The organism is Stutzerimonas tianxiuensis, assembly GCF_053470365.1.
This window is the reverse complement of record NZ_JBPVWS010000024.1, coordinates 1-26,750: the sequence shown is the minus strand read 5'-3', so window position 1 is coordinate 26,750 and position 26,750 is coordinate 1. Positions and strand designations below refer to the sequence as shown.

Sequence of the window (26,750 nt, the reverse complement as noted above, 5' to 3'; positions counted from 1 at the left end):
AAGATAAGGGCTTGATTGCTCACAGTCAGGCTGCAATGAGCTATCGGACCAGGCAATGCCTGGCGTCTTCGTTGGGCTCCCTACCAGGGAGAGCTATGGCGATTATGGGCGCGATATCCGATGAGCATTTGGGTTCCTGCGATACCGAGCGATGATGTAGTCATGACAAGGTTGAAGTGGAAAGAGGTGGCTATGCCGAGCCATGATTCAGTGAAGTGCCAGTGCTGCGGAAAGATGATGGTGCCCAAGACAATCTTTAGTCGCGGCTTCTACGGCGGCTGGGGATGGTGGCTTGGAGGTGGTCGCCCCGTATCGAGCTGCTGCCCGTTCTGCCTATCCGAAAGGTGGGATGGGAGTTCGCCTGACGTCCGTGAAGCGGTCTGGTATCAGGCACTAGGGGTCGTTCTCGCATTCTTGTTTACCTTCATGGTCCTCGTTGCCCTCATCTTTGGCATCGGACTGTTTGATGCAGTTTTCGGTGTCAGGTCTTCGTGGCTTCCTGACCTTATCGCGCTTGTCTGTGCTATATATGCCGGACGTAGCTTCTATAAATGGTTTACACATATACCCGCACAGAGGTAAACAAAAAGCCCGCATCGCGGGCTTTTTTTTAGTCTATGCTCGTTGGGCTTCGTGGCTTACTTGATTCCCGATATTTCTCGCCAGCTTCTTGTAGCTCTCTGTAAGTTGTCTGAGGCGCATTTTTTATGCCCTGCCCCGCATTTGAGAAATTCTGAGGCATCTCGCTGAGTTGATGTGTAAGCGGCTCAGGATTGCTCATGAACGTATCCACAACGGGAGGCTGATCCGTTGGCTGATTATTCAGACCTGTTTGATAGTGCTCCTGAACAACTGCTGCATTTGCGTCATCCTTAACGTCAATGACATCTCTACCATCGGCTTTCATAGAATGATAGCCACTTGTATTCATGTCATTCATTTCTAAGCTTCGTGGCTTACTTGATTCCCGATATTTCTCGCCAGCTTCTTGTAGCTCTCTGTAAGTTGTCTGAGCCGCATTTTTTATGCCCTGCCCCGCATTCGAGAAATTCTGAGGCATCTCGCTGAGTTGATGTGTAAGCGGCTCAGGATTGCTCATGAACGTATCCACAACGGGAGGCTGATCCGTTGGCTGATTATTCAGACCTGTTTGATAGTGCTCCTGAACAACTGCTGCATTTGCGTCATCCTTAACGTCAATGACATCTCTACCATCGGCTTTCATAGAATGATAGCCACTTGTATTCATGTCATTCATTTCTAAGAATGCGCCAGCTGCGCCCCTACGAGCATTCTCGAAGCGATCATCCATACCAGAGGTGTCGGGCGCTGCTCCTTTCAGGCCTGCAAGTTCGTTTGAGTTTCCAGAATCAACCTTGAAGTCGAATGGAGAGAACTGAGAGTCTACCAACTCACCCATTCTTCCAGTTTGCTGCATATGAAGCATAGAGGCGGCAATGATTCTTTCATCATTATCCGTAGTGGCTTGCTGAACACTAGCAGAATTCATCAGGTTGCGAATACTTGCGTAGTCCTGTTCATTCTGTCCTGCAAGTTCTCGTATGCCCAGTGCAGCCGCGTGTTTTGTGAGGCCGCTATTTGCAATTGCCTTACCCGCAGCCTGTCCTATGTCAAGGTCTTGCTGGCTTCTCCAGCCCTGGCTAGAAGCCTTGGTATCTGTATATGTAGCTTGTGCCGATTTCGCTTCCGTGAGCGTTCTTCCGATTGTATCGCTATTAGATACCTGCTCCATGGCTTGGTTATTTTGGGTAAATGCTTCAGCTGCAGCAAACGTAGCTGTGTCGCTCCTATTGGAGTCTACAACCTGCTGAAGCTGAAGAACGCCCTCTTTCGTTAATTGCTGCTGCTCGGAACTCATTTGCTGAAACTTTGCAGACTGTTCCAGCCTTCCGCCAGCCAGACCCATTGGAAGGGAACCGCCCAGATGGCCAGATGCTGAGCCAGCTTTAATTTCGTCTTGGCTCCATCCCGCTGAGGAAAGTTTCCTTACAGCCTCATTGTAATTTGTGCTTTCACCGAGCTTTAGATTCGTTTGCAGCTGGTCGCCAATTTGCGAAAGCTGTTGTCTTCCCGCAGATGTTGAAGAGAGCTGCGATGCTCCACTTTGAAGAGTCTCTTGAAGGTTGGATATTTTTTGTTGCGCGTTTGCGTGGCTGCTTTGAACAGTTGCATCAGCTCCTGCAGCCACAGACAACTTAGGTGCTGTTGCTCGCGCGCCCGTGACGCTTGCACCTGTAGTCATCTGATCAGACGTGTAGCTGGCCGATGTGTCCATAATCGGCGCCTGATCCTTAGTACGAGGCATTACATCTTCCGTGCGGAACTTATCGCCCTGAGTCATCTGTCCCATGATGCTATTTGCAACCATGGCTGAACCGGAGACGATGAAGAGCGCGAGCGGCGGTACCGATGCTGCGAGCATGCCTCCGACGCCTAGAGCTTTGGAAATGGCATGATCTATATCGAGCAACTGAAGCATTGCAAAGCTTTGCGAGGTTGCATCGTACCCGTCAAAGATTGCTTGCATCTCCGCGCCGGCATACCAGAGGGTAAAGGCGTTTACGATGCTCAGCAGGGGCATCCAAAGCGCGACTGCCAAGGGAAGCACCATGTACTTCCCAAGAATCGACATGCCCTTGTCGCCGAGTACCAGGGCGAATGCCATGAACGGAGTCATCGCATACAGCAGACCTTCAAAGAAGGCGATCATGGGACGCATATAGTGCTTGAAGGTGTCGCCCTTCCCGGCCCACTGGATCTCTTGATGGTTAAGCGATTCTCGTAGTGCCAGAGCGGCATTCTGTTCCTGCCAGTGGTTCAACGCATTGACACGCGCGTCACCGAAGATTGGTTGGATAAGCGACATCTCGGTGTAGCCCTGAGCACTCTTGGCGCTCATGGCAAAGCTCTGGATAGACTGGTCAATTTGCGCCTGCAGTTCAAATTGCGTAGTAACCTTGCCTGCAGCTTTCTCAGCTGCAAACCCTTTATCCAGAATTTCACCCATCACATCCATCATCGCCTCTCGGATGGCTGCATTGAGGCGAGGCTGGATATTTGTGCATGAGTCCAGACGCCCATTAGGCTGCCCGTCATATATGTACGCAGACTGCGATATAAGCGGCGCAGCAAGAACGGATTCCAGTCCGGCGCCACGATAAAGTTCGTCGATAGTCGTATAGTTTCTAAGGTTGATCGGGTTAAGCGTACAGAACGTCAGATACTCATTTACGCTTTTCGGAAGATCCCATCCACCGTTTCTCCGGTAGTTTACAAATGAGTCAAGCGCTAGCGGATTTCTAAGCACGTCGCGCACTTTGGCCAGTGTATTCAAACTGCTAAACAAACCGTAGTTCGTCATAGATGGAGTCGAAAAAGCCTGCTCTGAGGTTTTCGTAATATTGTAGGCCACAGTTGATATGACGGAGCCAATAAACGTAGGTCCGATAGGGAGGTTATCTACAATGCGGACTTGGTTCGTCGTTGTATCTTCAATGACGGCAGTAGTTGTTGGGCCGTAAAGCATCAGGTATACAACGAATAGCATACCCGCCTTATGAAATGAAATGCCTTGGCCGTTCCATATTGCTTGGAAACTGAGCAGCACCAAACCAATTAGAAAGCCGATGCGCGCCAGATCCTCACTGAATCCAGAGCCTGTAATCATGGCACTTGCGTTCAGGATTATCTCAAGGAACTCGCCGCTGCCAGTCGTATAAATGTTCATGGACATAAATTAGCTCCCTGCCCCCTGGTTCTGACGACCTTGAACTGTTTTGCCATTATCATTGTTCTCAGCCAATTGCAGAATCTCAGAAGCTCGCTTATCTGCATCACGGAAATTGGTTCCGTTCATGAGTTCTTTTGTCCACTCGCTTGTGACTCGTTGCCGCGCGGCACGCAAATCCTCTTTTATTTTTTCCGCTTCAGCGAAGTCAACGCCTGTTAGTCCCGCGTGGGCAGCGTCAATCAGCTCCATAATTGCTGCATATGCAGCGTTGATGGCGATGACATGTGCAAATTCTTCAAAGTAGATATAGCCCTCAGCTGCTCCAGCTTTCTGAATAACACGCATAAGATTGTGTCCAACAGCGCTGGACATGAAATACTGAACTTTTGCGCCATCAGCCTCAGACGCAGTTCCGTTCGCCAGCCTGTCGAAAACACCTGAGGTTCTAACGTCATCGATGATGCGTTGCTTCAAACCTTTGAATGAGCCGAGTGTTCGAACAGATGGGTTCAAACATTGCTCTTTGTCATCGGAATCACAGCTGAGTACCTTTTCGTCCGACCCCTTACTCCCATCCACAAAAAGGGAGATTGATCGGTCTGTGATAGTCGGCTGGATTGGGGACGCAGTTATCTCCTTTCCACCCTTATCATTATCTTTTAGGGTAAGGATATGTGTACCGACAATCGACATGATCAACTCGGCAAACTCGTCGTTTCCGCTAGTGAGGTGTGAAGCGATCCCCATTTTGCGCAAGCCGCACCACATGACGTTGCCTGTGTTGTAACACGGCTTCATCTTGCCTGCGCTTGCAAGCCGCTCTGACGGTGATGTAGCAGTTGCAGTTTTGGATGAAAAGAAGTCAGACGTTACGTTCTCAAGCATGCCAGTGGCAGCCGATTTCAGATCGTTATGTTCGGCATATGCTTTCCTGCCGGCATCTATGACCCCAGTAGCCAATTGGCATGAATTCGAGAACATCTCATTTAGGCGCTGGATGTTGTTGCGCAGCCCTCGAATGATGCTTGCAGTTGACGCATCCATGTAATCCAGCGCGGCTTCAAATGCATAGCCGCTCACGACGCCGGCCGCGTTGGAAGCGATGTTTCTCATCAGCCCGACAAACTCCTCGCCATTGATGAATGAAAAAGAGCCTGTGTAAAGGTTGATACCGCCGCAGCCGCCTTTTGCAGAGGGTGGCGTGATGCTTATCAGGTTGGAAGTGGTAATGCGATTTCGCAGCACAATACCGCCACCCGATACGACACCCCGCGAAGCGGTCTTGTATGAGCCAGGACCTGTCACGTTAATGAGTTGGCCAAACATGCTGTTGACCTGTTGCTCGATGGTGGCAGAGGCCGTTAGGGGAATGGCGATTCCTACAGCAACGGCAAATGCGAGAGCGTTAATCCTCACTGGTCTTCTCCATTCTGGAAATCGAAAGCACGAACTGCGGCATCGCGCATTGCGTTCACAAAGTCTTCGGGTGATTTGGTCGGATCAGCGGGCGCATCGACGATCTGCTCTGGTGCGATCAAGCCGATCTGCGCCAGCCGAGAGGTGGCGTTCATCTCTTCCTTGGAGATCAACCCAACATCGCTTGCCGCTTGCAGGATGCGATTACTGGCAGCCTCCAGCGAAATCGTGCTGTAGCTGATGATGCGAACATCGTTTGGCGGAACCGCCATTGCGATAGCCGGTGTGGTAATGATCCCCAGGTGTTTCGCCAGGCCTGCGTCATACTGCAGATTCTGATACTCCCCTCCTGGCAGGGGCTCCCCGTCCATTGACACAGGGATGATGGTGAAGCCATATGCGTGCTCCAATCCCTGCAGTGCTGATATAGCCTGTCCGCACAATGCACAGTCGCGGCCCTTGAAGAAAATCATCAGCGCTGCATCGTTGGCGATGATTTTCAGCAGCTCTTTCTTCTGTACTTCGGCAGCCGAGGCCAGAGCGCTCGATGCGGCGTTCGATGTCGGATACCGAAGATCCTCATCCAGCAATGGCTCGTTTTTGATCGTCTGCATCGACGCCCTGGAGAACCGCTCGGCCTTGTCCATCATCAGGCGCTGCGCGTAGTAGAAGGCCTTGACGTTCACCTCTGATGGATCGTCGATGGCGGCTTCTTTGAGCTTGGGGATCATGATCTGGAGCCAGGCGACGCTACCAACAGGGGGTAACTCCTCAGCTTTCTCGGTCGGCTGCGGAGGCGGTGTTGGAGCAGGCGGCTCCTCTTTCGGTTGCTCCGGCTCTGGCTCCGGCTCTGGCTCTTCATACCAGAACCACCCTCGTTCCTTATCGGCGTAAAACGACGAGCCGGCGATTGCAGGAGTGGACTCGGCTTTCTGCACATCCTTCGTGGAGGTGGCCGCATTGGCACTCGAAAGCATCGTTGCAATGAGCAGAACTGGGAGTTTTGTATAGGCCATCGTGAATGCCGGCAACTGAACAGTGCGGCTCATTATCCTGATGGCAATAGCGGAGAGGTGGTCTAAACCAACCACATTCTGGTCAGTTTGAAAAAGGCACGAGGCCTACCGCGTAGCGCGGTGGGCCTCGTGAGTCATGAAGCCGAGCGGTCCGAGTGCAATGAGCACATCGTTCCAATCGACCGATTTTTTACCGTCTGGAATCTCCATGGGTGGCATCTTGATCTGAGCACGGATGCCCATCTCCCACAGCCGAACCTTGAGTGCTTCGGCGGCTTTCCTACCACCCCCACTCCGATCCTTGTCTGCCCAAATGCGGACAGCCTTGGTACCGGCCGGAGGAACGAACTGCTCCATCAGGTATGTGTTGACCATTGGCCACACCGGGAGTCCCAGTGCTGTTTCAATGGCCAGTGAAGTTTCCAACCCCTCGGCAACATCAATCACCTCGCTGGCTCGCGAGGTGATGACTGCAGCACCTGGAAGTGTGCGGTCGCTCGGGATAGGGAACATCATTTTGCAGTCGCGCAGTGGTGCCTTCTCGCCTTTAGGTGTTAGGTACAGTCGATTGACGGTTATCCCGTCACCTGCCGGTGATATCACCAACGTGACGATTGCTGGGTGCTGTTGCAGCTTGCCCTTTTCATCCTTGTAGGTCAGTGCCGGGTGGAAACGAACGGATCGCTCCATTCCTGCACGATCCCAACAAAGAATTGCTCGTGAGCGCAGATACAACCGTGCCGGCTCTGCTGCAGGATCTGTGAGGGGTACAGTGCCCTTCCAAATCTTGCGCAGTGACTCTCGAATCCACGCATCACTTGGCCCTTTGTGGACTTTCGCTTGAACAGCAGGCTTAGGGGGTAGCGGCTCGCGGTCACCATCGGCATACCGCCCGTATGGATCTTTTATCCGCAACCGCGCACCCACCTCAGCCAGCGCCTCGCTGAAGGTCCATTTGTTTACCCACATCAGCAGCGCAATGCCATCGGCTTTGACACCACATGTCTGGCACATGCCTCCACTGTGAGTATCAGCGGTTTTTTTGAACACTCGGAAACCATCTTCCCCGCCATGGACAGGACACGGACCATGCCATCCCGGCCGTTTCTGGAACGGAAGAAGCTCTGCAGCGAGTGACTGAAAGATGTCGTCCCAGCGCCCTTCTGCGGCGTCGAGCACATCTTGCTTTTCCGGGGCGTAGTTGCCCGAGGATACATTTGACATGACGACCTCCAATCGTAAGGAACCCGGCCTGTTACGGCCGGGCGCTGGGTTCAAGACAGTTTTCTCACCTCCCAAAGGTTCTTATGGGTGGGTACCCACTCGTCTTCGAGTTGTCCGTTTTTGATATTCGCCTTCCTGAGCACCGTTACTGCTTCTTTACCCATGAAGGTGACGCTGATTGTGCTAACCCCCTTTTCCGCGCCGGAGCGACGAATTTCAGGGGCCAGCTCAACACCCCAGATCAGGTGCTCACCGACTCGCAAGAAAAATGAGGGTCCATTTTTCTTGTTGAAGCGGTAAGGGGCGTGTCCGCTACCGCCATACAGGCCGGTAACTGACTTGCCCGCGATGTCACCGAAGCTCAACTCAACGCCCTTCTCAGATGACTGGATTTCCTGATCATCGGAGTCGTCGGGCTTGAAGGGGATCAACTCCCCTCGAATTTCTTCAGATTGAACATCGGTGTTGACCTGTGCTCTTCCGTTGAAAAGACGGTTGATGACGACAGGTTCCAAGGTTGGCTCCGCAACCTCGTCATCAGCTCCCGGAAGGAGGTGCTGAGAACGGGGTGACAGTATTGCGAGGCCCAGACTGGCCCGCAGGTAGGTTGGCTTATCGAAATCGACGCGAATCATCATTTCACCTCCTGGCAGCGCAGATAGGTGGGAATGATGTAGTTGTCGTAATCGATACTTGGGATGGCTGTCACGCGTGCAGGCACCGGGGTGGTGCACTTAACGCGAAACGTCTTGCTCGCCATGGTGTAGCTTCGGCGGGACTTGAGGTTGGTGGTGACGGCTCGAATTATGTCTGGTGCGTACATCGCGAACGCTGCAAGCACGACACAAAGCGCGAGAGGCATCAGCGCACGTACCACTTCCGGCTGATAGATCATTCCCAGAAAGGTAGCGAGGACGCTATATCCCAGGATGACTTTGACCTTCAGATTTTCCATTTCATTTCTCCGTTTGCTTGCTGCAGACGGAGAAACCCCCGCAGGGAGTTTTCCCCGCTGCGGGTTGTTATGGCACGCAAAAAAAGCCCCTAGTGGGACGCTCTTTCTGTTTGCCGTTGGTTAGATCGGATGAAGCCCCGATTTGGCTGTACCCAGCTCACATGATGATGCTGGGCTGCCTGGCCGAAGATCGGTTCAGGCTCTTGTCGAGTGCAACATGCACCTGACGAAGATTCATTGCGCTGAGGCGCGGGGATGAGGCTGATGTTTCGCAAGCACTACGGAGAACATGAGTGCTTGGCTGAATTTTGAAGCTGTCGAGCGCGTTTCGTCAACCCGATACGTGCGGTATCCCGACGAAGCCTTTTGCTTACCACATTGTTGTCAGATTGGACGTTTTTTGTGCTGCGCGGTTTGGTGAAATGGTGTCGCCACCAACATCACGGAGTTTTTCCAATGGCCCTTACCCCTATAGCCAAGCGCGCACCGTACTCGACTGCAATCATGCGGCAGACGATCACCTTCAAGACTCAGGAAGCCAAGAACTACATCGGCACCTGGCTCAACAACGTCTCCCTTGCTCTCTTCACGCTTGACGTGATTTCGCGCAAGCGCCTCGCACGGCTGAACATGAGCACCAAGCAGCACAAAGCTGCTACCAAGGCGCTGAACAAACTGTTTGCCGACTTCGAGAAAGAAATTAAGGACGACTCGGCCCGCCTCGAAGCCGTGCTCAAGGCCCAGCGGATCACTGATCGCGCTGAGCACAACAATCCGCGCTCGACGCAGGTCGAGATCACTACGCCTGAACTCAAGCGTGCCGTGGATCTGCTGCTGGCGTTCGACAACCTCATCATCCTGGTAGATACCGTCTGGCTGATGGGCATCATGGAAACGGACGAGGCGAATCAGTTCCGCCAGCTCAAGTCTCGCCAGCTCAAGGGCCTGTTCGTCAACATCTACAAGCTCAGCCAGGCAGCGAAAAAGAGCGCCTACGATCAGGAAGACCAGGAAGTGCTCGCTGAGATCGCCGTGGAAGAGCAGAAACACGAGATCACAGACGCACCCAGCGAATTGCCCGACACGGCGGTTGAAGAAGCGGTTGAAACCAAGGCGGAAGCCGTTGCGTAGTGCAACGCTGATTCACGCGTACCGACATCGCCCTGCTTTATGCAGGGCGAATCATTTGAGGGCTCCGAAACATGTCATCTGATGCTGGTAATGCGGTCCCGGTGAGGCGGGGAAGGACTCGACGGGAGCGGAACGACGATCCCACCAACCCGGCAAATGAGGGGAAAGCACTTGCGGCCCTTGGGCCGCAAGAGGTTGATGCGCTGGAGGACTTCGAGCTAGACGTGGTTGATATGGGTAACCATGCGGTACGAGTACCGCTCTTGGACAGTCAGCTCTTCGCTGCGATAGGCATTGGCATGCTGCTGGGCTCTATTGCTGGCATTCCCATCGGAATCTACCTCTACTACAACCCCTGATCCGCATCCTTCCTGCCTCCTTTCGTCTGGGCCTGTAGCCGTTCAACATGACGTTTGCCGGCCCAATACCCCCCTCTGATGCGCCTACGGCGCAATGACGCGCAGATATCGTCCGTGTGCCGCCTGGAGAAGATAGGTGTTTTGTAGCTCTGGATCTTGCGCACCGCTTCCCAGATGCCATAGACGCGCTCAGGCTTGCCATTTGGAAAGTCTGCACTTCCCGCCATGACCGCGTAGCTGAAGATTTTCGTGCTGTGGACTCCTGCAACCTGCTGAACAGCTTTGACGTGGGCATAGTTCTGTAGCAAAGGGCTTTGCATCCTGTATTTGCGCCGCCCAACGATCTGCAGCCACTGCTCTGGCTGCAGGGGGTCGTAGACGATCTTGCCCTTGTAGGCCTTGGTTTCCAGAACGAAAATCCCGTAGCGGGAAACCACCAGATGATCGATCTGGGTACTTTCACCCTTGTTTTTTCCCCGGTAGATGCCGTTAGCGAACACGGTGTATTCGCCGCTCAAGCACAGCCGCAGCATCAGGTTGACCTTGTATTCGCCCCACCAGCCCCGGTATGCAGGCGTCTCCATGAGACGAACGTGAAGAAAGCCTGCCAGGATGACCATCGCGATGGTTGGCGGGAGATAGAGAGAGAGAAAGTCAGTCATTTGTTAGCGCTTCACTACAGTTTTGAGCAGCAATCTGTCCATCGCCAGATCATGTACATGCTGTCGTTGAGGGTGCCGGGAATGTGTCGATTCGTGCCGCCGTCCCAGTGGTAGGGGTGCTCACCGATCCACATCCCCTCCTGCGTCATCGCTTTGGGCCAGAACTGTGCGAACTTGTACTGGGATTTCGGAATGGTTGGGTAAATGCCAGCCGTGCAGACGTTTTCGTCACCCATCGTTCTTCTGGCCAGTCCGCGACGGTGCTGCTGGCTCAGCAAGCGGGCACTGATCAATGCAGAGGTGCGATTGAAGTCCTGCGCTGATACATGGCCCGTCAGCGGATATATCCCGCCCCAGGTGCCGGAGCACCACCACATCGACTCCAGGGGCTCCTTGCCAGCGGCCAGGGCGCCGGACTCGACGGCACATGCCGCGCGTGCCACCGGGTTGGCCACCGCTGCAGATTCAGGATGCTGGAAGAAAGCTAGCGTTGCGTTCCCCCAGGTTGGGTCAATTTCGGTGAAGGAAATGATGTCCACGTCCAGATAGCCATCAGGATTGCACTTGGTCGGCGTGTACAGGTCGAGGATCTGCAGCAAGGGGAAGGCGTAGTAGTGAGTCTGGTAGAAAGACCCGTCTTCCATGTCATCGCGCTTTGCATGGTCCTGTACCAGCCGGCCATAGGAACGCTTGGAGCCAAGTGGCAGGGTAACTCCACCGAGAGTGGGCGAGCAGCCGGGCTTACGGACATTCTCAACGATGCGCGCTGGCTCCCACATTGCTGTGATGATGCCCGGCTTGTAGATGCCCGATGTGCCTTCTTGGCAGACGCAGAACACCTGCTTCGAGGCTTTCGCCGGAGCTGTGCCGGGGGTGATCTGCACACCGGAAACCTTGATGGGAAACAGGCACGCCCAGCAAATATCAGTGAACAGCTTTGGCCCGAAAATGCCAGAGTCCTCACACATCGCATCAGCAGCTGATGCTGTCCCTGGTAGGGAGAAGATCACCAACAAGCACGCCGCTATTGCCGGCAGGAACCGTTTGATCCGCCTCATCACTTTTCTGCTCCTTCAAGCTCATCTCGGGTGTACTCGCGCACCGCGAACATTAGTCCCTCGGCCGTCACGACCGATGGTGCTCGCAGGATTTGGAAGCGCTGCGCCATGTCACCCGGCAGCAGGTACAAGGGGCCATTGATCGCGTCCTCCACAGTCTGGAAAAGATCCCAGCCAGAGGAAGGCGGTATTTGTGTCGCCATCACCGTCACAAACAGCTCATCGCCATGCGCCTCGTATTCCCGCTGGGCAAGCCGAACCTGCCAAGCTTGCGTGGGATCGATCACAACGAGTTTCTGATTGAACGGCATCATTTCCAGCGGATTTATTCGCCCCGCTTTCTGCACCACGTTGCCGTTTGCGTCCTTGAGGTCAGCAGGAATGATGACGCTGGGGTCCACGAACCGTGTTGCGGGCGTAGTAACGGGCGGGAGTGGTGTGCCGGTCTGGGTATGCCAGAAACGATCGACAGCGCGCTTCTTCATGGCCTCCATGTCCAGCGCTTCGATGCGTGCCTTGGCCACCTGCAGGAAATCAGGCTCAATGATTTCGCTGGTTGGTCCATACACACCGAGGTCGCGCCCCTTCTCGCCCGATTCCGACAGCGCCTGATCGACCAGGCGAGTCGAAGAGATCCCTGAGGCCTTCACCAGCAGCTCGTCGCTCTCACCTTCCAGGACGATAGCCGGCACGGTTTCGATGCCATGTCGCTGGAACGCGAGCGGGTCCAGCAGCACGCTAACCTGGCTCTGCGTTTCCTGCGTGAGCATGTGCATCTTGGTGACTGCATCGACCATCTTCATGCCTTCAGGGATGCCCCGGAAGACGATGCCTGTTGCAGGGCGTCCATCGTAGCTGGTCAAGATGTCCTTGATGGCCGTGGCGCCTAGCGACCAGGAAACAAAGATCAGCGTGCGCACGCCTTCACCCAGCGGATGTTTCTTGCTGGGCTGCTCGGAGTTACCGGCACCCTGCAGCTGCTCAGGCTGCACGGGGCTTTGCGAAGCAAGCCGCTCAATCCATTGCGTTTCTGTCTCGGGGATCTGCTGGCGAGCACTCTCCCCATCGCTGACAGCCTGCCGGGCCTGTTCCAGTATTTGCGGGTCCATCGTGCTGATATCGATTGGCTTGATGCCAAGGTCACCGGCCACTGCTGAGGTAGAGAGCGCAAGCGCTATGGCCACGCCAACGAGGTGCTTCACCATATCGGGTATGCCCTTCCCACAATCTGTTCACCCTTGACCGATCCCCAATAGCGAGAGTCGAAAGAGTCATTGGTCTTGCCGAAGAACCAGTAACGGTCCTGGGCGATCACCCCCTCGCGCACGTATCGCTGCGGATCGATCCCCTTCTCGGTGGCTACGGCAAGTCCCTCCCCGACCACCTGGTCATTGATCGTGGTCTGCTCTAGTTCCACTTTCACGGTGTCGCCGGGCATACCTTCGAGCACCTTTACGATCTTCGTTCCGTCTTGAAAGATCGGACCGAGGCCCACCGAATGAAAGGCGTAAATGCCGCCCCTCACAGGCTCGCGGTCGCCTTTGTCGATGATCCAGATCCGATATGGCGGTAGGCACAGGTATTCCTGCGGTGCGATGGCGATGCTGTAACGATGTGCGAGGCCAACGATCATTCCGGCCACAACCAAGGACAGTACGCTTCCCTTGATCAGGAATCGTGCGCTTGGCATCGGCCGCGCACCGCGAAGCTTTTTCGCCGCGACGCGGGCCTCGGCTCGCACAACCGCCTGTTCCGGGTCAAACCGTAGAAGGCCCATCAGACCTCCTCGTAAGCGCTGGACTTGAAGGCCACACCGCGATCTCGCAGCACACGAAGAATCGCCTCGTGCTGAGGCACATTGGCTATCGTGTAGTTGCGGATCGCCTGAACATCCTCGGGAGCCGTCGAGTACAACAGCTTCGAATATTCATCCACCGTCAACCGCGCGATACCCGCTCCTCGCGGTGTGAGCATGAAAATTTCGGAGTAGTGGCCCTTGTAGGACTTCACGGTCTTGAGGATGCGGAAACCACCGTCTCCAAGCGGCAGTCGCTTGTTTTCCTGGATGGCGTCAATGGCCTCGGCTTTCTGGCCCAGCAGCAGAGTGAAAGCCGAGTTTTCGGCGATAGCCTGGCCGACCTTGTTCTGATAAAGGTCGTTGACACCCTGCGTGATCACGATGGCACTGCCACCATATTTACGAAAGCGGCGATAGCCATGCTCGATGAACTCACCCACGTTGCCCTGGCTCAGCAATGACCATGCCTCATCGATGATTACCAGCTTCGGCCGGTCGCGCTCACCGAGGTACATGTCCTGCTGGATCTGGTAGATGAGCTGCAGCAGCACAACCTGCTGCAAGTGGGTGCGCCCTTTCAGTTCCTCCAGCTCCAGAACGGTGAAAGGGTTGCGGAAGTCGAGGTTGTTCTTGCCGTTGAAGAAGCGCCCGTATTGACCCTTGGAGGTAAAGGCGAAGAGTTGGTGTCCGATGTCGTTAATTCGCGGATCTTCGTCCTGCAGCAGAGCCTCGGCGATGTCATCGACGATCATCGCTTTGCCTTTGATCTCCCATACCTGAGTCAGATATTTCTTCAGGCCAGCCGTCTGCCGGTCGATCAGCGGCACGGTGGGTGCTGCCATAGCGGCGAGGAGCCCAACAAGCACGTCTTCTTCTTCGGAATAATCTTCGATCAGCTCGAAAGGATTGAGGCACAGCTTCGAATCCTGGCCGAACTCTGCAAAGTCGCCGTTATAGGCCTCGCAGGTTTTCAGGTAGGAACGGCCCACGTCGATACACCAGACCTTCGCTCCAATCGACAGGTAGGACGTGATCAGATAGTTCGTCAGGAACGATTTGCCCGAGCCTGACTGAGCAGCGATGGTTCCGTTGTAGTTGGTGTCCGAGTCAAACAGGTGGAACGATATGGGCTGCCCGTTGCGCGAGATGAATGGCGCCACGGCCGTGCCGGTACCCTTCCAGTCACCGTAAATAGGCAGTAGCGGCAGTGCCTGAGCCAGACTCATTGTCTTGTAGCGGAACATGTCCCGGATCGCGTCAGGGTCCGCACACATCGGCAGCGCGTTAATGAACACCGGCAGGACGACATAACGGTCCTCCATGAAGGTGAAGCTCTGCGTAGAGAAATGACTTTTTGCGTTGGAGGTAGCCTGCGTCAGCTCTTCCTTGTCTCGACCGAACACCACCAGTGTCATTGCGGCCTGTACGTTGGGCAGGCCCTTGTCGAGATCAGTGAAGAGTGTTTCGTATGCGTTTCGCTTCTGGACGATCTTCGGAACGAAGGTGGCCATCGGGCCTTGGGTCTGGTTGATGGCCCAGCTTCGACCGCGTGACAGCTTGTCTTTCGTTTCAAGCTGAGGGGGGAAGAAGAGCGTCATGGTAATCACGCAGTTTCCGCGAATACCGCCGCGCTGGGACATGATGTCGGCCAGATATTGCGATGCCTCACCTTGCCACATGATGTCGGGAAACTTCTTGATGCTCAGCGTTTTGAGCATGCAATCGTCGCCGATCAGAATTCGGTCTGGGCGGACCTGAACCGCGCGATTGAAGTCTAGGATCTGCTCGTTGAGTGGCTTGTCTTCGTCTGCGGTGATCTGTGGATCTTCCCGCCAGCTGGCATGCTGTCCCTGGTTGAGAAGTGAGGTGAAGATTTCCTTGTACAGATCGTTGCTCAGCGGCACTGGGGCCAAGCCGCAACTATCCAACGAGGTGCCCAGGCCGTCCGACAGATCCTTTGCTCGCGTCGCTTCGGTCATAGAAGGCGTGGCATTGGATATCGGCATGGTCACCGAGATGACCAAGCTCTGCTCACGAACACGCACCCCGGAGATCTTGTCCACCGGCTCCAAGGTGCGCTCGGCAAGATAGTCAGCACGGGCATGGGTAACACGCTGCAGCAAGTCCAGAGTCTCTTTGCTCATATCGAACTTGCCGGCTTCCATGAATGCTTGACGCATGCGCGTGAAGCTCGTTTTGATGCGGTTGATGTTTTCAGTGCAGATCAGCGAAAACTGAATCGTGGTTCCTTCAGGCCAGTCCACGGTTAAGCCGGCTTTAAGGCGCGCCCCCTCGTCACCGGAGGAGCCGGCCAGCGGCTGGCAGAGGAACGCGAAACCGAGACGATTGCCTGCCAATTGAAACAGGTGCAGGTTCGGGTCATAGGCTAGACCGTTGATCAGCTTCGACAGCCGGGGGGTCTGGTTGATGAGCGCGGCGAACGACGACAGCATTTGCGATTCCTCAGATTCGGTTGTTTTCAATCCAGGCACGAAGCCCTTCAGTCGGCTTGCCCTCGCGGGTAAGGCCGTCATCACGAATCAGGAAGGGCACGTTGCGTGCCCCAAGGAACTGGGCGGTAATTCGCCGCTTGCCAATCACATCGACATCACAGGCCCCCTCCGGCTTCTGCGCCAGAGGTGTCGTCAGGTCACCCTGCACGCCAGCTTTCCAGGCAGCCGCCTTGTCTTCAGCACAATGCAACTCTTTCGTGCGGGAGGCGCTGCGGTCGCTTAGCAGGGGGAGCATCAGAACATCGAGCCGATAGCCTTCAGGTAGTGAACTGCGCGCCTCGGCGATCACTTCCTTGCAATAGCCGCAGGCCGGATCTGAGAACATCGTAATGGCCTTGTCGCCGGTACCGACAGTCATCGGAGCCAGATCTTCAAAGCCCACATTGGCCTTATCGATAGGGATGTAGTTGGCGGCGACCTTGACCTCTTGCAGGGTCTTCAGCTCCTTCTGGGTCCAGGTGTCGTACAGCATGCCCTGAATGAGGAAGCGGCCGTTGTCGCTGATCACGGCGAACTTGCCATCCTTCTCGATGGCAACCATGCCCGCCGCAGGCAGAATTACCATGTTGTCTTTTTTCGATTGCGCGAACGCGGTAGTGGTAGCTGTGGCAAGTGCCAAGGCACAAATGGAGGAGATCAGAACGCGGGGCATGAGCATTTCTCTTCGGGGAGGATGCTCACAGGATAGGGAGAGGGGAAAGAAAAAGGCCGTCTAAACTTACCAGATTCTGGTCGGTTTAGACGGCCTTTGGCGGAAGGCTCAGGAAGGGGATTATCCCGGATTCAGAGCCCTACCGGCAGGGTGTTCAGCGCTTCGATTACATCCAGGGTAGCAGGAACGGTTGCGGTCATGATCGACTCGATTACGTCCGGTGCAGCGTAGAGGCCAACGCCACCGCCCACGCCTGTGATAAACGGCATCAGAGACTGGCGCAGCGCGCCGGCACCGATACCACCCAGCACCATCAGGCCAATGATGATGCGGCCAAGGGTGCCTTGCATCCAGTCAGTGAGCTGAATCCACACACTGTCGAAGTCATCCCCGCCGGTACCGCCGAACGCAGCGGTGGCCGCGATCATGGCCCCAGCCAGGATAAGGGTTTGCATTGCCGGTTTACTCAGTTGCATCGCATGTCGCTCCTTCAAATATGCGCAGGGCCTGCGCTCGGCAACCATTGTCCATAGTCAAAACGCCTATTTGTGCCGGTATTCGACCAGATCGTTGTAAGTTTTAGGCACGAAAAAAGGGGCCATCGCGTGGCCCCTTGTTTCCATCAGTAGTTCGCCACGGTTGGTGACTCCGCGCCCGAGTCGTCGATGCCGATCAGCGTGATTATCGGCTCCCCATTCGGGTAGCGCCACATCGGTATCGAGATCGAACTGGACGATAGCGACTGCTGTACGCCGTCGATATACCAGAGATGCCGAACGATACGCCCATCTTCATCGGCACAACTGGCGCGGGCGATCCAGCTTGACCGACCTTCGACCACTTCGATGCTGCAGCTCGGCGGGATATTGGACTCGACCTTGATATGCGTCTCGCCAGAAGCGGTATGACCCATCATCGATCCAATCTCCAACCGTACCGTATGCTCACCCTTGTCCAAGACGGCACGGCCATAGTTGCCCGAACCCTCCAGAGGATCACCATTGAGCGTGTACGTGCGTGTCTCAATTCGGTCTTTTGGATGGCCTCCTGTAATGCTTGGTCGAATCAGAACACCCAACGGAGCACGATTGGCCTGGTTATCGCCACTCCAAGAAAGAGTTACCTCGTAGGGCAGTGGATCGCTGAACTCCAGCTCAGTTTCAGCGTAGGTGTAGTTGCCGCGCGCATCACTTACGTGCACACCGAAGGTGTAAGTGCCTGGCTCGGTGATCCGCAGGGAGCGGCTTGTCTGCGAAGTGTCCTTGATGATTTCAAGGCCTGGATACGGCGGGATGTCCCAGTCCATTTCCAGCTCTTCAAACTCCCTGAACAGACCGAGCGAACGCACCTGCAGGTCAAGATCGGCAGGCGAGTAGACGGCCGAAATTCTGGCTTTGATCGCCCAGGTAGGCCAGTCATACGACCAGAAAATCAACCGCTGCTGAGTTAGACCCTTACCGCCCATGTCCTCGTAACCGTTGATCCAGCCCATGAAGCCCAAAAAGCTCTGCTCCTTGTTGAAGTCTTCCATGGTCGGGGTATAGGACACCTCACGTTCGTGCACTTCTTCCCCTGTCGGTAGAATGAAGTACCCATCCATGGTCAGATCCATCTTCGGATAGGGCATCATCATATTGGCTCGCCAAGTCGCCTCTTTTCCGACCTCAGGACGCCCAGGGCCGATGATTTGAACTCGCGGCGGTCGGACTGCGCGAAACGCAACACCTACCCGCAGCCTCTTGTAGACGCGACTGTCATCAGGCGAATCCGCAAATTTCACCCGGCTCATCAGGTAGACCCGCTCAGCCTGGTCGCGCGTCAGCTCGTACTCGCCTGTGCCCTGTACCCATGTCTCTCCTCGATCCTCTGACCACTCGACGACCATCCCTGTAGTGTCTAGGGTTTCACCGTTAAGGTCAGTCAGCACAAACCTTCCAACGTCGCCGATGAAGACGTTGCTCGGTCCTTTTAGCCGCGCTGTCGGGACTTCGTAGGCTATGACCTCGATCTGGGGGGTCATCGACTTGGCTCCCGAGTTCCGGTTTGTCATCTCAGCGCGAAGCAGGTAAGTGCCCTTCTCAAACGTCATCGAGAGACGCTGCGGAATCTTGCCGGTGTTCTCGACTGTATCCCAGGTGACGCCGTTGTCCGTGCTCATCTCCCAGCGAACATCACCCACGTCCTTTGCCTCGAAGCGATCCACCGTCATGGCATAGAAGGTGTTTCGCAGCGGGGCCACACCAATAACGCGCAGTGCTTGGATCACGCCATCCAGCGGTTCGCCGTTTAATATGGTCAGGAACATCGGGTAGTTGGACTGCCGAATTGACTCATAGCCCGGCAGCGGCGAGCGCACACGCGCCTCAGCAATGACCCGAACCGCCTTGTTCGTCAGCATTGCAAGGTCTAGCTCGAAGCTGGCAATCCCCTCCTCGTTTATCGGTTCCCAGTCAGTCACCGGCTCATAGTTGATGCCAGCAGAGGTCATCAGCAGGCGAATGTCCCAATCCCCCATCGTCGCCAGGTTGTAACCATCCTGCGGGTACTGGGTATCGAGCATCTGGACATTTACCGGCAGCGCGACGCTATCCAGAACGCTCCGCTCGTCGTTAAGGATTACTGGCAGAATCTGCTCGTGCGGAACAGCGTAAAGCTGTACTTCCTTGACCGTCTCGACCGCTGGCAGCTTGGTAAAGCGCGCGTCTATGTTGAACGGCGTTAGGCTCCACAGAGGCTTTTCCGTGCCTTCGAGACTGCGCATCAGCCGCTGGTTACGGCCATAGCTCGGGAAAGTCCCCTTTTCAATAACGGTACTGTCACGGCTGAGCTTGAGGTCGATGCTCGCAGGCAGCGCCATTATGGAAAGGCTGCCGACATAGCCTCCTCGCTGCGACACCCAGTAGGTGTTCTCATCGATCTTCTTCTCCTGCGGCAGCTCGATCTCGATGGCAGGCGGCTCGATGACTTCTACCTCATGGGCGCCATGTGTCAGATCAACCTCCTGACCGCTAGGCGTGAATACCGATGCTTTCCATGCGATTGAATGCTGTCCCAGTACCGACGCCGCCCCGACCAACTGAGGTGCATGCCAAGTGGTGCTCTGTGACAGTCCTTCGGGCAGCGCGGTCCAGCGTATAAAGCACATGGAGCGGTTCCAGTTCTTCGCCGCATTGCGCGCAATCGTTTCGTTTGTCGTCAGTTCGCAAACATCGTTGTCCTGGGCGCGCAGCAGCAGCGACAGCTCCTGCACGGCCTGATAGGTCTGCTCTGGCGCCGGCTTAAGTCCGAGCTGCAGCAGGCCCGTGGGCGACACCACTTTCAGGTCATGCGAAAAGTCAGCGATCCAGTGTTTGCCTCCCTTCGGATCGAACACATAGGCCTTAGCTCTGACCGGGAACTGCCCGACCTCGCCGCCAATAGCCACCATAGAAAGCAGGTTGGCATGTCCGGTGTCGCGCCATTCCGTAGGGGTGATTTCCCACTCGATCAAGCAGGTAGGCTCCTGCAGGACATTCTTCGGCTTGACCAGCTGCTCGGATGTCAGAACCGCACATGCGGAACCCTCGGATGCGAAGCTTATCTGAGCAGTTTCGAGCCCCTGTTTTACCTCCCAGCGGTCAGCCTGCAGCGAGCCTTTCGGAGTCCAGACATTCACAGGGATGGCATAGATCGGCCCGCTCATGTCAGCACGCGAAAGGTAAAGATTCGCCGTTCCATCCACACCCGCTTTCAGGCCCGCCAGCTTCGCCTCAAGATAACTGGGCTGCAGTTTGGTAGGCGTCAGCCGCATGCCTAGATCCGGCTCAAGGTCGCGATGCTCAAGCTTCACACCCACCGCAGAATCCGGCGATACAGCCGCCACAATATCGGTACCCAGTGCAGCCAGCAGCTCGGGACTGCTCACCTGTAGGCCATAGCTACCGTTGCGATAGGTCATGAAAGTGGTGACAGCCGGCACCGTAGGTGCAGAACCACTCTGCTCGACTTCCCGGCCCTCGAACATCGCCCATGCCGACTGAAACCTGATCTTGATGTCCTTCTCGAAGATCATTCCGTCCTGGTCGGTCGTCTTCACCCGAATGACGGTCGGTTTGTCGTCATCCGTGCGCAGTGTCAGCGTGTTCCCTTCTATGCTCGCAGTGCCGGCCTCGGGTTGGCCCACAACCGAGAACGTGTGCGATCCCCAGTTATTAGGATCGGTCGCCTGAAGTTGCGTGGTGCCACCGATGCCTGCGTACAGCACCACTTCACCCGGCACGATGTCGGTAGGTGCATAGTTGAACTTCTCAACCACCACATTGGCCACGCCGTCCACGCTGGCCCCAGCCTTATCTGTCGCCCGGATTGTGAAACTATCTTCTCCGAAGAACTGCGGGTTGGGCGTGTACTCAAGCATGCCGTAAACCAACTTGGCCGAGCCATTCGCCGGTTGAGTCAGGATCTCGAAAGAATGCTCGTCGCCGTAGGGCAGATCCACATCGGTTACCGATGGGCGCACATGGTCACTGGCCATCCCTTCCTTGGCAGGGATAAAGGCTTCAGTCGCTGTCGGAGCATCGTTCACATAGGTGACCTCGACCGTGATCGGCTTAGGCTCTGAGTACAGACCTTGGCTGTCCCGAGCGCGGTAGCTCAGACTCAGTGTGCCGTTCCAGTCCTGTGCCGGCGTGATGGTGATGTCAGAGCCAGCAAAACTGAACGAACCCTCGGCGGGGTTGAGCGTTCCGATGATGTCAAAAGTGTGCGAATCGCCTTCGATACCCAGGTCAACATCGCTAACGGTCAAACGAATCGTCGTGCTCGTGTCCTCAGGAATGCTTGCAGTTTTCTCGTGTACCACGGGCTTGTCGTTCACCGGCCGCACGTTGATCGTGATGGTGGCGGTGTTGGATGTAGCTGATTTGGAGTCAGTGGCGCGGTACGTCAGGGTTGTCGTGCCGTTCCAGTCTTTCACCGGCGTGAAGGTCAGCTTGTTGCCCGAAATGCTGGCTGTGCCGTGCGCGTTGTTTGGTGCGGTGACGATGCTCCAGGTGTGGCTGTCGCCTTCAAACTGCAGATCGACATCTGCAACGTCCAACGTGAGCGTGCCAACGGTATCTTCATCGAGAGCCAGTGTGGTGTTACTCACCGATGGAGCATCGTTCACAGGGGTCACGGTCACCGTGACAGTCGCGGTGTTGGAGTTAGCCTTTCCGTCATTGGCCCTATAGGTGAAAGTGGTCGTACCGTTCCAGTTCAGCTTCGGTGTGAAAGTAGCTCTGTCGCCGCTAATCGTTACCGTGCCGTGGGCATTGTTCGGCGCGTTCACAAGGCTGTAGGTAAGCGTATCGCCTTCGACATCATTAGCGACCAGCACCACAGTGCCGGCCGTGTCCTCTGCCGTGGTCAGAGTGCGATTGCTTGCCACAGGCGCATCGTTCACCGGCCGCACTGTGATGGTGATGGTGGCAGTGTTTGATGTAGCTGATTTGGAATCGGTGGCGCGGTATGTCAGCGTCGTAATCCCGTTCCAGTCTTTCACCGGCGTGAAGGTCAGCTTGTTGCCCGAAATGCTGGCTGTGCCGTGCGCGGTGTTCGGTGCGGTTACGATGCTCCAAGTATGGCTGTCGCCCTCGAACTGCAGATCCACATCAGTTACAGCAAGCGTGAGTTCACCAACGGTATCTTCGTCGAGAGCCAGAGTGGTGTTACTCACCGATGGAGCGTCGTTCACAGGGGTCACTGTCACCGTGACAGTCGCGGTGTTGGAGTTCGCCTTTCCGTCATTGGCCCTATAGGTGAAAGTGGTCGTACCGTTCCAGTTCAGCTTCGGTGTGAAAGTAGCTCTGTCGCCGCTAATCGTTACCGTGCCGTGGGCATTGTTCGGCGCGTTCACAAGGCTGTAGGTAAGCGTATCGCCTTCGACATCATTAGCGACCAGCACCACAGTGCCGGCCGTGTCCTCTGCCGTGGTCAGAGTGCGATTGCTTGCCACAGGCGCATCGTTCACCGGCCGCACTGTGATGGTGATGGTGGCAGTGTTTGATGTAGCTGATTTGGAATCGGTGGCGCGGTATGTCAGCGTCGTAATCCCGTTCCAGTCTTTCACCGGCGTGAAGGTCAGCTTGTTGCCCGAAATGCTGGCTGTGCCGTGCGCGGTGTTCGGTGCGGTTACGATGCTCCAAGTATGGCTGTCGCCCTCGAACTGCAGATCGACGTCCGACACTTCTAGTGTATGCGTACCCATGGTGTCTTCATCAAGACTCAAGCTGTGGTCGATCACACTTGGAACATCATTAACTGGCGTTACAGTTACGCTTATTGTAGATATGTTCGAGTATAACCCACCGCTGTCGCGTACACGAAAAGTAAAATATGTATTTCCGTTCCAATCATCTTTGGGCGTAAACGTAGCTTTGCCACCACTAATTGAAACAGTGCCATGATTACTGCTGGGTGGGGTAACCAAATGGTACGTGAGACTGTCTCCATCAGGATCGGAACCTGAAAGATTAGTAGAGAACGTAGTATCCTCAGCCATTAAGATACTACCGTTATGAGAAACTGGCGCGGCATTAGTCACTATTGGATGATCGGTAGAAAGCTCACGTAGATCACCACTCCCAGCTTCAGGACCATAATATATATATCCATTCTTAAACAAGACGTGTCCTCCCGGCATGTAAGACATGGGGGGGACATATATCTGCGACAGCCCACCAATAAGCTCTCCGTTGTGATGGGCTTGTTTAGTGCTATATTTGAAGAAGCTTTTGGTGTCAATATATGTTCTAGTGGGGTCTGAATTTGCAGGTGTGAAGTTGAAGCATATTTCATACTCTTTCATTTCGACGGGATAAATGCCTGTCGTTGTGTAAGAGCTTTTTAAACTCCCTCTAGTAAAGGTCTGACCGCCAATCGACCCAGATGCAGGATGACTTGTGTAATAGTTCCCGTTTGATAATAGAATTGGTATTCCTTTATAAAAGTACATTTGGGACGATGTACTTATCATCCCGTCACCGCTTCTATTGCTAGCAATGCTTACATAAGTCGCTTGATTCTTGTTATAAACACATGCCGCCATTATATTGCCGCTGAACAGGGTTAACGCGAAGAGAAATATATAACGTACTACTTTGTTCCACATACCCGCCCCCAAAGCATGAAGGGCAGCTATTAAGCTGCCCGATATATATTCAATTAAGAGGTTTTAATGTGTGCGACTTGATGTTCTGCCTCGACCCGATCTCCCAACGCCTCGGTTCAATCTCCGTATAGATAAAGCCAGGCACATAAAGATCACCGTTTTCATCTTCCCAAGGATCTACTGCAATTCGCATAACAACAGCCTGGGTGCGAATCGGAAGCGGGTTTCGAGCGCGCATAGGGATGGGAGCGTTGTCTGCCCCTTCGGCATATAGGACGCGAGTAGATGGCTCTCCATCTGTCTTATTACTTTTATCAGAGCCTTCTTTCGCCGCTTGCTGCTCTGCCTGCAGCATGGTCTTGTAGTTCTCATTTTCCGTAGCGCTGTAAACGTCCTTTGCAGACATACAAGACACACCCTCTGGCATGCCCTTACAAGCATATTCTGTTGAGCCGATGCTGAGCATGTTCGAGCACCCAGTCACAACGAAAGCTGCAGCATATATTGCGATTAGTTTATACATGTCAATTTCCTTAATTTACGTCTGCAACTTTCAGGGTTGTTGAGTTGAACTTTACAGTCATCCCTTTGTTTACGATGAAATCAACATTTCGCATTGCGTCGATTTCAATAACAGGAAAGATGTTTTCAGCCATTTCGAGGTAATAATCAGCAATACGCTCCAAGGCTGATCCGGCACCACGGGCACCAGCGGCTTGTAGCGCATTCGAATCAAAGGCTTGCTCGTAAACAGGCGCCTGCGTTTCGCCACCGTCCTGGAAACCACGGGTGATGTTGATCGATGGCACCTGGCGTACATCAAACGCTGACGCGGCCCCCTCCATGAGGCCTGCCATCAGGCTGCGCGCGATGAGCTGCCCCTGCTTGCTGACCAGTCGTCCCCGAAGCCCCGTCTTGCCGTCTTCGCCAGTGGCGTAAGCTTCGATAGGGGCCTCAAGCACCGTGCCGTCATTACGCACGCAGGAGATACGCTCGGCTCGCATGTATGCGCGCTCGGAGCTAAGGTCTCCCCAACCTCCTGCAATCAACATGCACTCACGAAAGTCGGCCCGGAAACGGTTGGGCAGAATGGCCTCGCTCTTGATTCGAAGCAGCGATGGGAATGGGTCACGCTGAGCCTGTTTGCCGGTAGGTGCATCCATGCCGGTAACCAGTACGCCAGAAAGGATCGAGCCGGCCGGGATGGTCACCGACAACTCCTTATCCTCCTGATCTTCATCCTTGGCCTTCTCGTTGCGGATGACTCGGATTTTCGGTGCCTCGACCTTCTCACTGCTCCGCGCGCGTGGATCGACTGGCGGTGGAGGCGGGAGATTCGAGTAAACGTCTCCCAGGGCATCAGCTGAGTTTGTCGCCTGTTGCACGAAGTGAGGATTGCGCTCAGGGATCAGCGCCGTCGCGGCTTCTTTCACTGAACCAGCATCGTTACTGCTGCTTTCAGAGTTTTTTTCTACATTGCGGCCAACGCGTCCAATCTCTTGATGTAGCAGCTTGATCTGCTCTTCGAGGCTGGTGACCTTTTCCTGTGTTTCAACCAGCTTGCGATCCTTATCGGAGGCGCCAAGGGTGCGCTGCAGCCGCTGTTGCTCTACCTGCATCTGCCGAAGCTGTGCAGCCATTGCATCGATACCGAGTGCACGCGGATCTTCGTCGGTAAGCACAGCTGCAACTGCTGGCCTCACGGCCTCTCTGGAGCGCGCCTCAGGCGTTGCGAGATTCATCGCGTATCCCACCAGCGTACCGACTACCAACACGGTTCCGCCGATTGCGGTGTACATCTTCGTTTTTGGCGACAAGCCTGCAATCGCGTTGCGAATGGATTCCATGGACTGTGTTCTCCTTAATCCAATAGGCTCGGGCGCACGGAGGTGTCGGCGGTGATAGCCGGGACTCGCGTTACTACAAACACTTCGGTTTTCTGGCCTGGCTCAAGCATTTCATGAGGCCAGCTGCTTACAGCTGCGCGATTCGGGTGCGAGCACGCTCCATGATCGAACTCGACGGTTTGGCCAGAGATGTTTTCCGCTACAGCCACGTAAACCCGAAAGTCGTGGCCCTGGATCAGCTGAGACTTTGAGAAATCAAAGCTCAGTGCAGGCTGAGCACAGGCCGGGATGCTGTCCCCCGACCTGAGTGCGCCGAAACTGTATCCGCGAGGCAGCTTGCCCACGGCCATTTCGCGCATGAGCGAACGCAGGGTGTCCATATAGGGTTGGCTGCGCTCCCACTTGCGAGCGGTTCCGCTGTAGGCAGTCGAGCCCATCGCCGGCATACCCACAGCCCCGCCCTGGATGCTGCGGCCGAAGATGAGGTTTGCCTGGATCGGGGGAATGCTTTGAGGCAAAAGCGTGAGGGAGATGGCGACAGACTCATCATCCTCAGGTGTCACGAACATCGTGACCGGCTGATCATCCTGCGTGGTGACGTAGATGACATTGCCGCTAGTAGAGATTTCGGCCTGGCTTACGGTCTGGATGTTCGGGCTGTCGAAGGGCGTAACCAGCCGATTAATCTGGGAACGACTGATTGGGATCAGCGTGTTGGTGCCTGATGCAACGACAACATCCTGCCGAGTTTCCACCGGCTTGTGCGGGGCCTGCCGCTGCGGCACGACACTGGCTGGAACAGGGGGTAGGTCTTTGGCGCTGTTCTCAACCAGAACAAGACGTTTGGGCGCCTCTGCGGCCTCAGCGGGAGCTGCGGATTGCCCAGGGTTTACTTGGCCCTCATGCTTGTTCTGTTTGGCCTCAGGCGCGGTCTGCGGCTCAACAGGTTGAACGCTGGCAGCCACGGGCATGTTCAGCCCAGGGATCTTGATTTCTTCACTAGCGTGCACCAGCGGCGCGATGGTCATCGCTGCGACGAGCGTGCCCAGTGCGAATGGATTGTTTTGCGGTCGGGTTTTCATCGAAAGGCCTCAGATCACTGATGACCCATTTTCCCGAGTTGAGCGCGCGCTATGGGCTCTAATTCGACAACATTCTGGTAAGATCGAGTAGGAGGCGGATTCACATCCGCCGTCCTCTCACACCACCGTACGTACGGTTCCGTATACGGCGGTTCAG

At 55.2% G+C, this 26,750-nt stretch carries 18 protein-coding genes; 1 reads left to right on the top strand and 17 read right to left on the bottom strand.

The annotated features are described in order from the left end of the window. Window positions 1–610: 610 nt before the first annotated feature. The 6 genes from ACSSNI_RS21350 to ACSSNI_RS21325 all read right to left on the bottom strand — a co-directional run bounded on the left by ACSSNI_RS21350 (window position 611) and on the right by ACSSNI_RS21325 (window position 8,362). The gene (locus tag ACSSNI_RS21350; protein WP_448260206.1) at window positions 611–3,754 is read right to left on the bottom strand and encodes a conjugal transfer protein TraG N-terminal domain-containing protein; all 3,144 of its coding nucleotides are present in this window, start codon (window positions 3,752–3,754) and stop codon (window positions 611–613) included. Between the two features lie 3 nt (window positions 3,755–3,757). Further along, complete coding sequence (locus tag ACSSNI_RS21345; RefSeq protein ID WP_019406567.1) at window positions 3,758–5,167, bottom strand: conjugal transfer protein TraH; 1,410 nt, start codon at window positions 5,165–5,167, stop codon at window positions 3,758–3,760. After that, complete coding sequence (traF, locus tag ACSSNI_RS21340; RefSeq protein WP_019406566.1) at window positions 5,164–6,216, bottom strand: conjugal transfer protein TraF; 1,053 nt, start codon at window positions 6,214–6,216, stop codon at window positions 5,164–5,166. Before traF ends, ACSSNI_RS21345 begins: the two co-directional genes overlap by 4 nt. A 72-nt stretch (window positions 6,217–6,288) precedes the next feature. Continuing rightward, window positions 6,289–7,407, bottom strand: coding sequence for a DUF7146 domain-containing protein (locus tag ACSSNI_RS21335; protein WP_080587306.1), 1,119 nt, complete (start codon window positions 7,405–7,407; stop codon window positions 6,289–6,291). A gap of 50 nt (window positions 7,408–7,457) precedes the next feature. After that, window positions 7,458–8,045: a DNA primase gene (locus ACSSNI_RS21330; RefSeq protein ID WP_448260203.1), complete on the bottom strand. Its 588-nt coding sequence runs from the start codon at window positions 8,043–8,045 to the stop codon at window positions 7,458–7,460. Continuing rightward, window positions 8,042–8,362 carry a hypothetical protein gene (locus tag ACSSNI_RS21325; RefSeq protein WP_019406563.1) on the bottom strand — a complete coding sequence of 107 codons (321 nt, stop codon included), beginning with the start codon at window positions 8,360–8,362 and terminating at the stop codon, window positions 8,042–8,044. The genes ACSSNI_RS21330 and ACSSNI_RS21325 overlap by 4 nt, the downstream gene beginning before the upstream one ends. A gap of 456 nt (window positions 8,363–8,818) precedes the next feature. Here ACSSNI_RS21325 and ACSSNI_RS21320 point away from each other — a divergent pair, with 456 nt between their 5' ends. Next, window positions 8,819–9,493, top strand: coding sequence for a DUF1845 domain-containing protein (locus tag ACSSNI_RS21320; protein WP_125878296.1), 675 nt, complete (start codon window positions 8,819–8,821; stop codon window positions 9,491–9,493). A gap of 346 nt (window positions 9,494–9,839) precedes the next feature. On the opposite strand, the gene ACSSNI_RS21315 is transcribed toward ACSSNI_RS21320, so the two are convergent. The 11 genes from ACSSNI_RS21315 to ACSSNI_RS21265 form a co-directional block, all read right to left on the bottom strand. Continuing rightward, window positions 9,840–10,514: a nuclease-related domain-containing protein gene (locus ACSSNI_RS21315; protein WP_019406560.1), complete on the bottom strand. Its 675-nt coding sequence runs from the start codon at window positions 10,512–10,514 to the stop codon at window positions 9,840–9,842. A 14-nt stretch (window positions 10,515–10,528) separates the two neighbouring features. Continuing rightward, window positions 10,529–11,572, bottom strand: coding sequence for a TraU family protein (locus ACSSNI_RS21310; RefSeq protein WP_019406559.1), 1,044 nt, complete (start codon window positions 11,570–11,572; stop codon window positions 10,529–10,531). Then, the gene (locus tag ACSSNI_RS21305; protein WP_019406558.1) at window positions 11,572–12,777 is read right to left on the bottom strand and encodes a TrbC family F-type conjugative pilus assembly protein; all 1,206 of its coding nucleotides are present in this window, start codon (window positions 12,775–12,777) and stop codon (window positions 11,572–11,574) included. Before ACSSNI_RS21305 ends, ACSSNI_RS21310 begins: the two co-directional genes overlap by 1 nt. Next, window positions 12,771–13,349 (bottom strand): S26 family signal peptidase, encoded by a 579-nt coding sequence (locus ACSSNI_RS21300; protein ID WP_019406557.1) that lies wholly within the window; start codon window positions 13,347–13,349, stop codon window positions 12,771–12,773. Before ACSSNI_RS21300 ends, ACSSNI_RS21305 begins: the two co-directional genes overlap by 7 nt. Next, window positions 13,349–15,823, bottom strand: coding sequence for a type IV secretion system protein TraC (gene traC / locus ACSSNI_RS21295; RefSeq protein ID WP_019406556.1), 2,475 nt, complete (start codon window positions 15,821–15,823; stop codon window positions 13,349–13,351). The genes ACSSNI_RS21300 and traC overlap by 1 nt, the downstream gene beginning before the upstream one ends. Before the next feature lie 10 nt (window positions 15,824–15,833). Next, window positions 15,834–16,535, bottom strand: a complete 702-nt coding sequence (locus ACSSNI_RS21290; RefSeq protein WP_173425588.1) for a DsbC family protein — start codon at window positions 16,533–16,535, stop codon at window positions 15,834–15,836. Between the two features lie 131 nt (window positions 16,536–16,666). After that, a complete protein-coding gene (traA, locus tag ACSSNI_RS21285; RefSeq protein WP_026012508.1) occupies window positions 16,667–17,011 on the bottom strand; it encodes a TraA family conjugative transfer protein in 345 nt (114 codons plus the stop codon). Between the two features lie 146 nt (window positions 17,012–17,157). Continuing rightward, complete coding sequence (locus tag ACSSNI_RS21280; protein WP_448260235.1) at window positions 17,158–23,196, bottom strand: Ig-like domain-containing protein; 6,039 nt, start codon at window positions 23,194–23,196, stop codon at window positions 17,158–17,160. 517 nt (window positions 23,197–23,713) lie between these two features. Continuing rightward, window positions 23,714–24,187, bottom strand: a complete 474-nt coding sequence (gene traV / locus ACSSNI_RS21275; RefSeq protein ID WP_044315595.1) for a type IV conjugative transfer system lipoprotein TraV — start codon at window positions 24,185–24,187, stop codon at window positions 23,714–23,716. Window positions 24,188–24,197: 10 nt separating this feature from the next. Beyond that, entirely contained in the window at window positions 24,198–25,511 is a 1,314-nt protein-coding gene (locus ACSSNI_RS21270; protein ID WP_044315596.1) for a TraB/TrbI/VirB10 family type IV secretion system protein, read from the bottom strand. 14 nt (window positions 25,512–25,525) lie between these two features. Further along, window positions 25,526–26,593 (bottom strand): TraK domain-containing protein, encoded by a 1,068-nt coding sequence (locus tag ACSSNI_RS21265; protein WP_019406468.1) that lies wholly within the window; start codon window positions 26,591–26,593, stop codon window positions 25,526–25,528. Window positions 26,594–26,750: the final 157 nt, after the last annotated feature.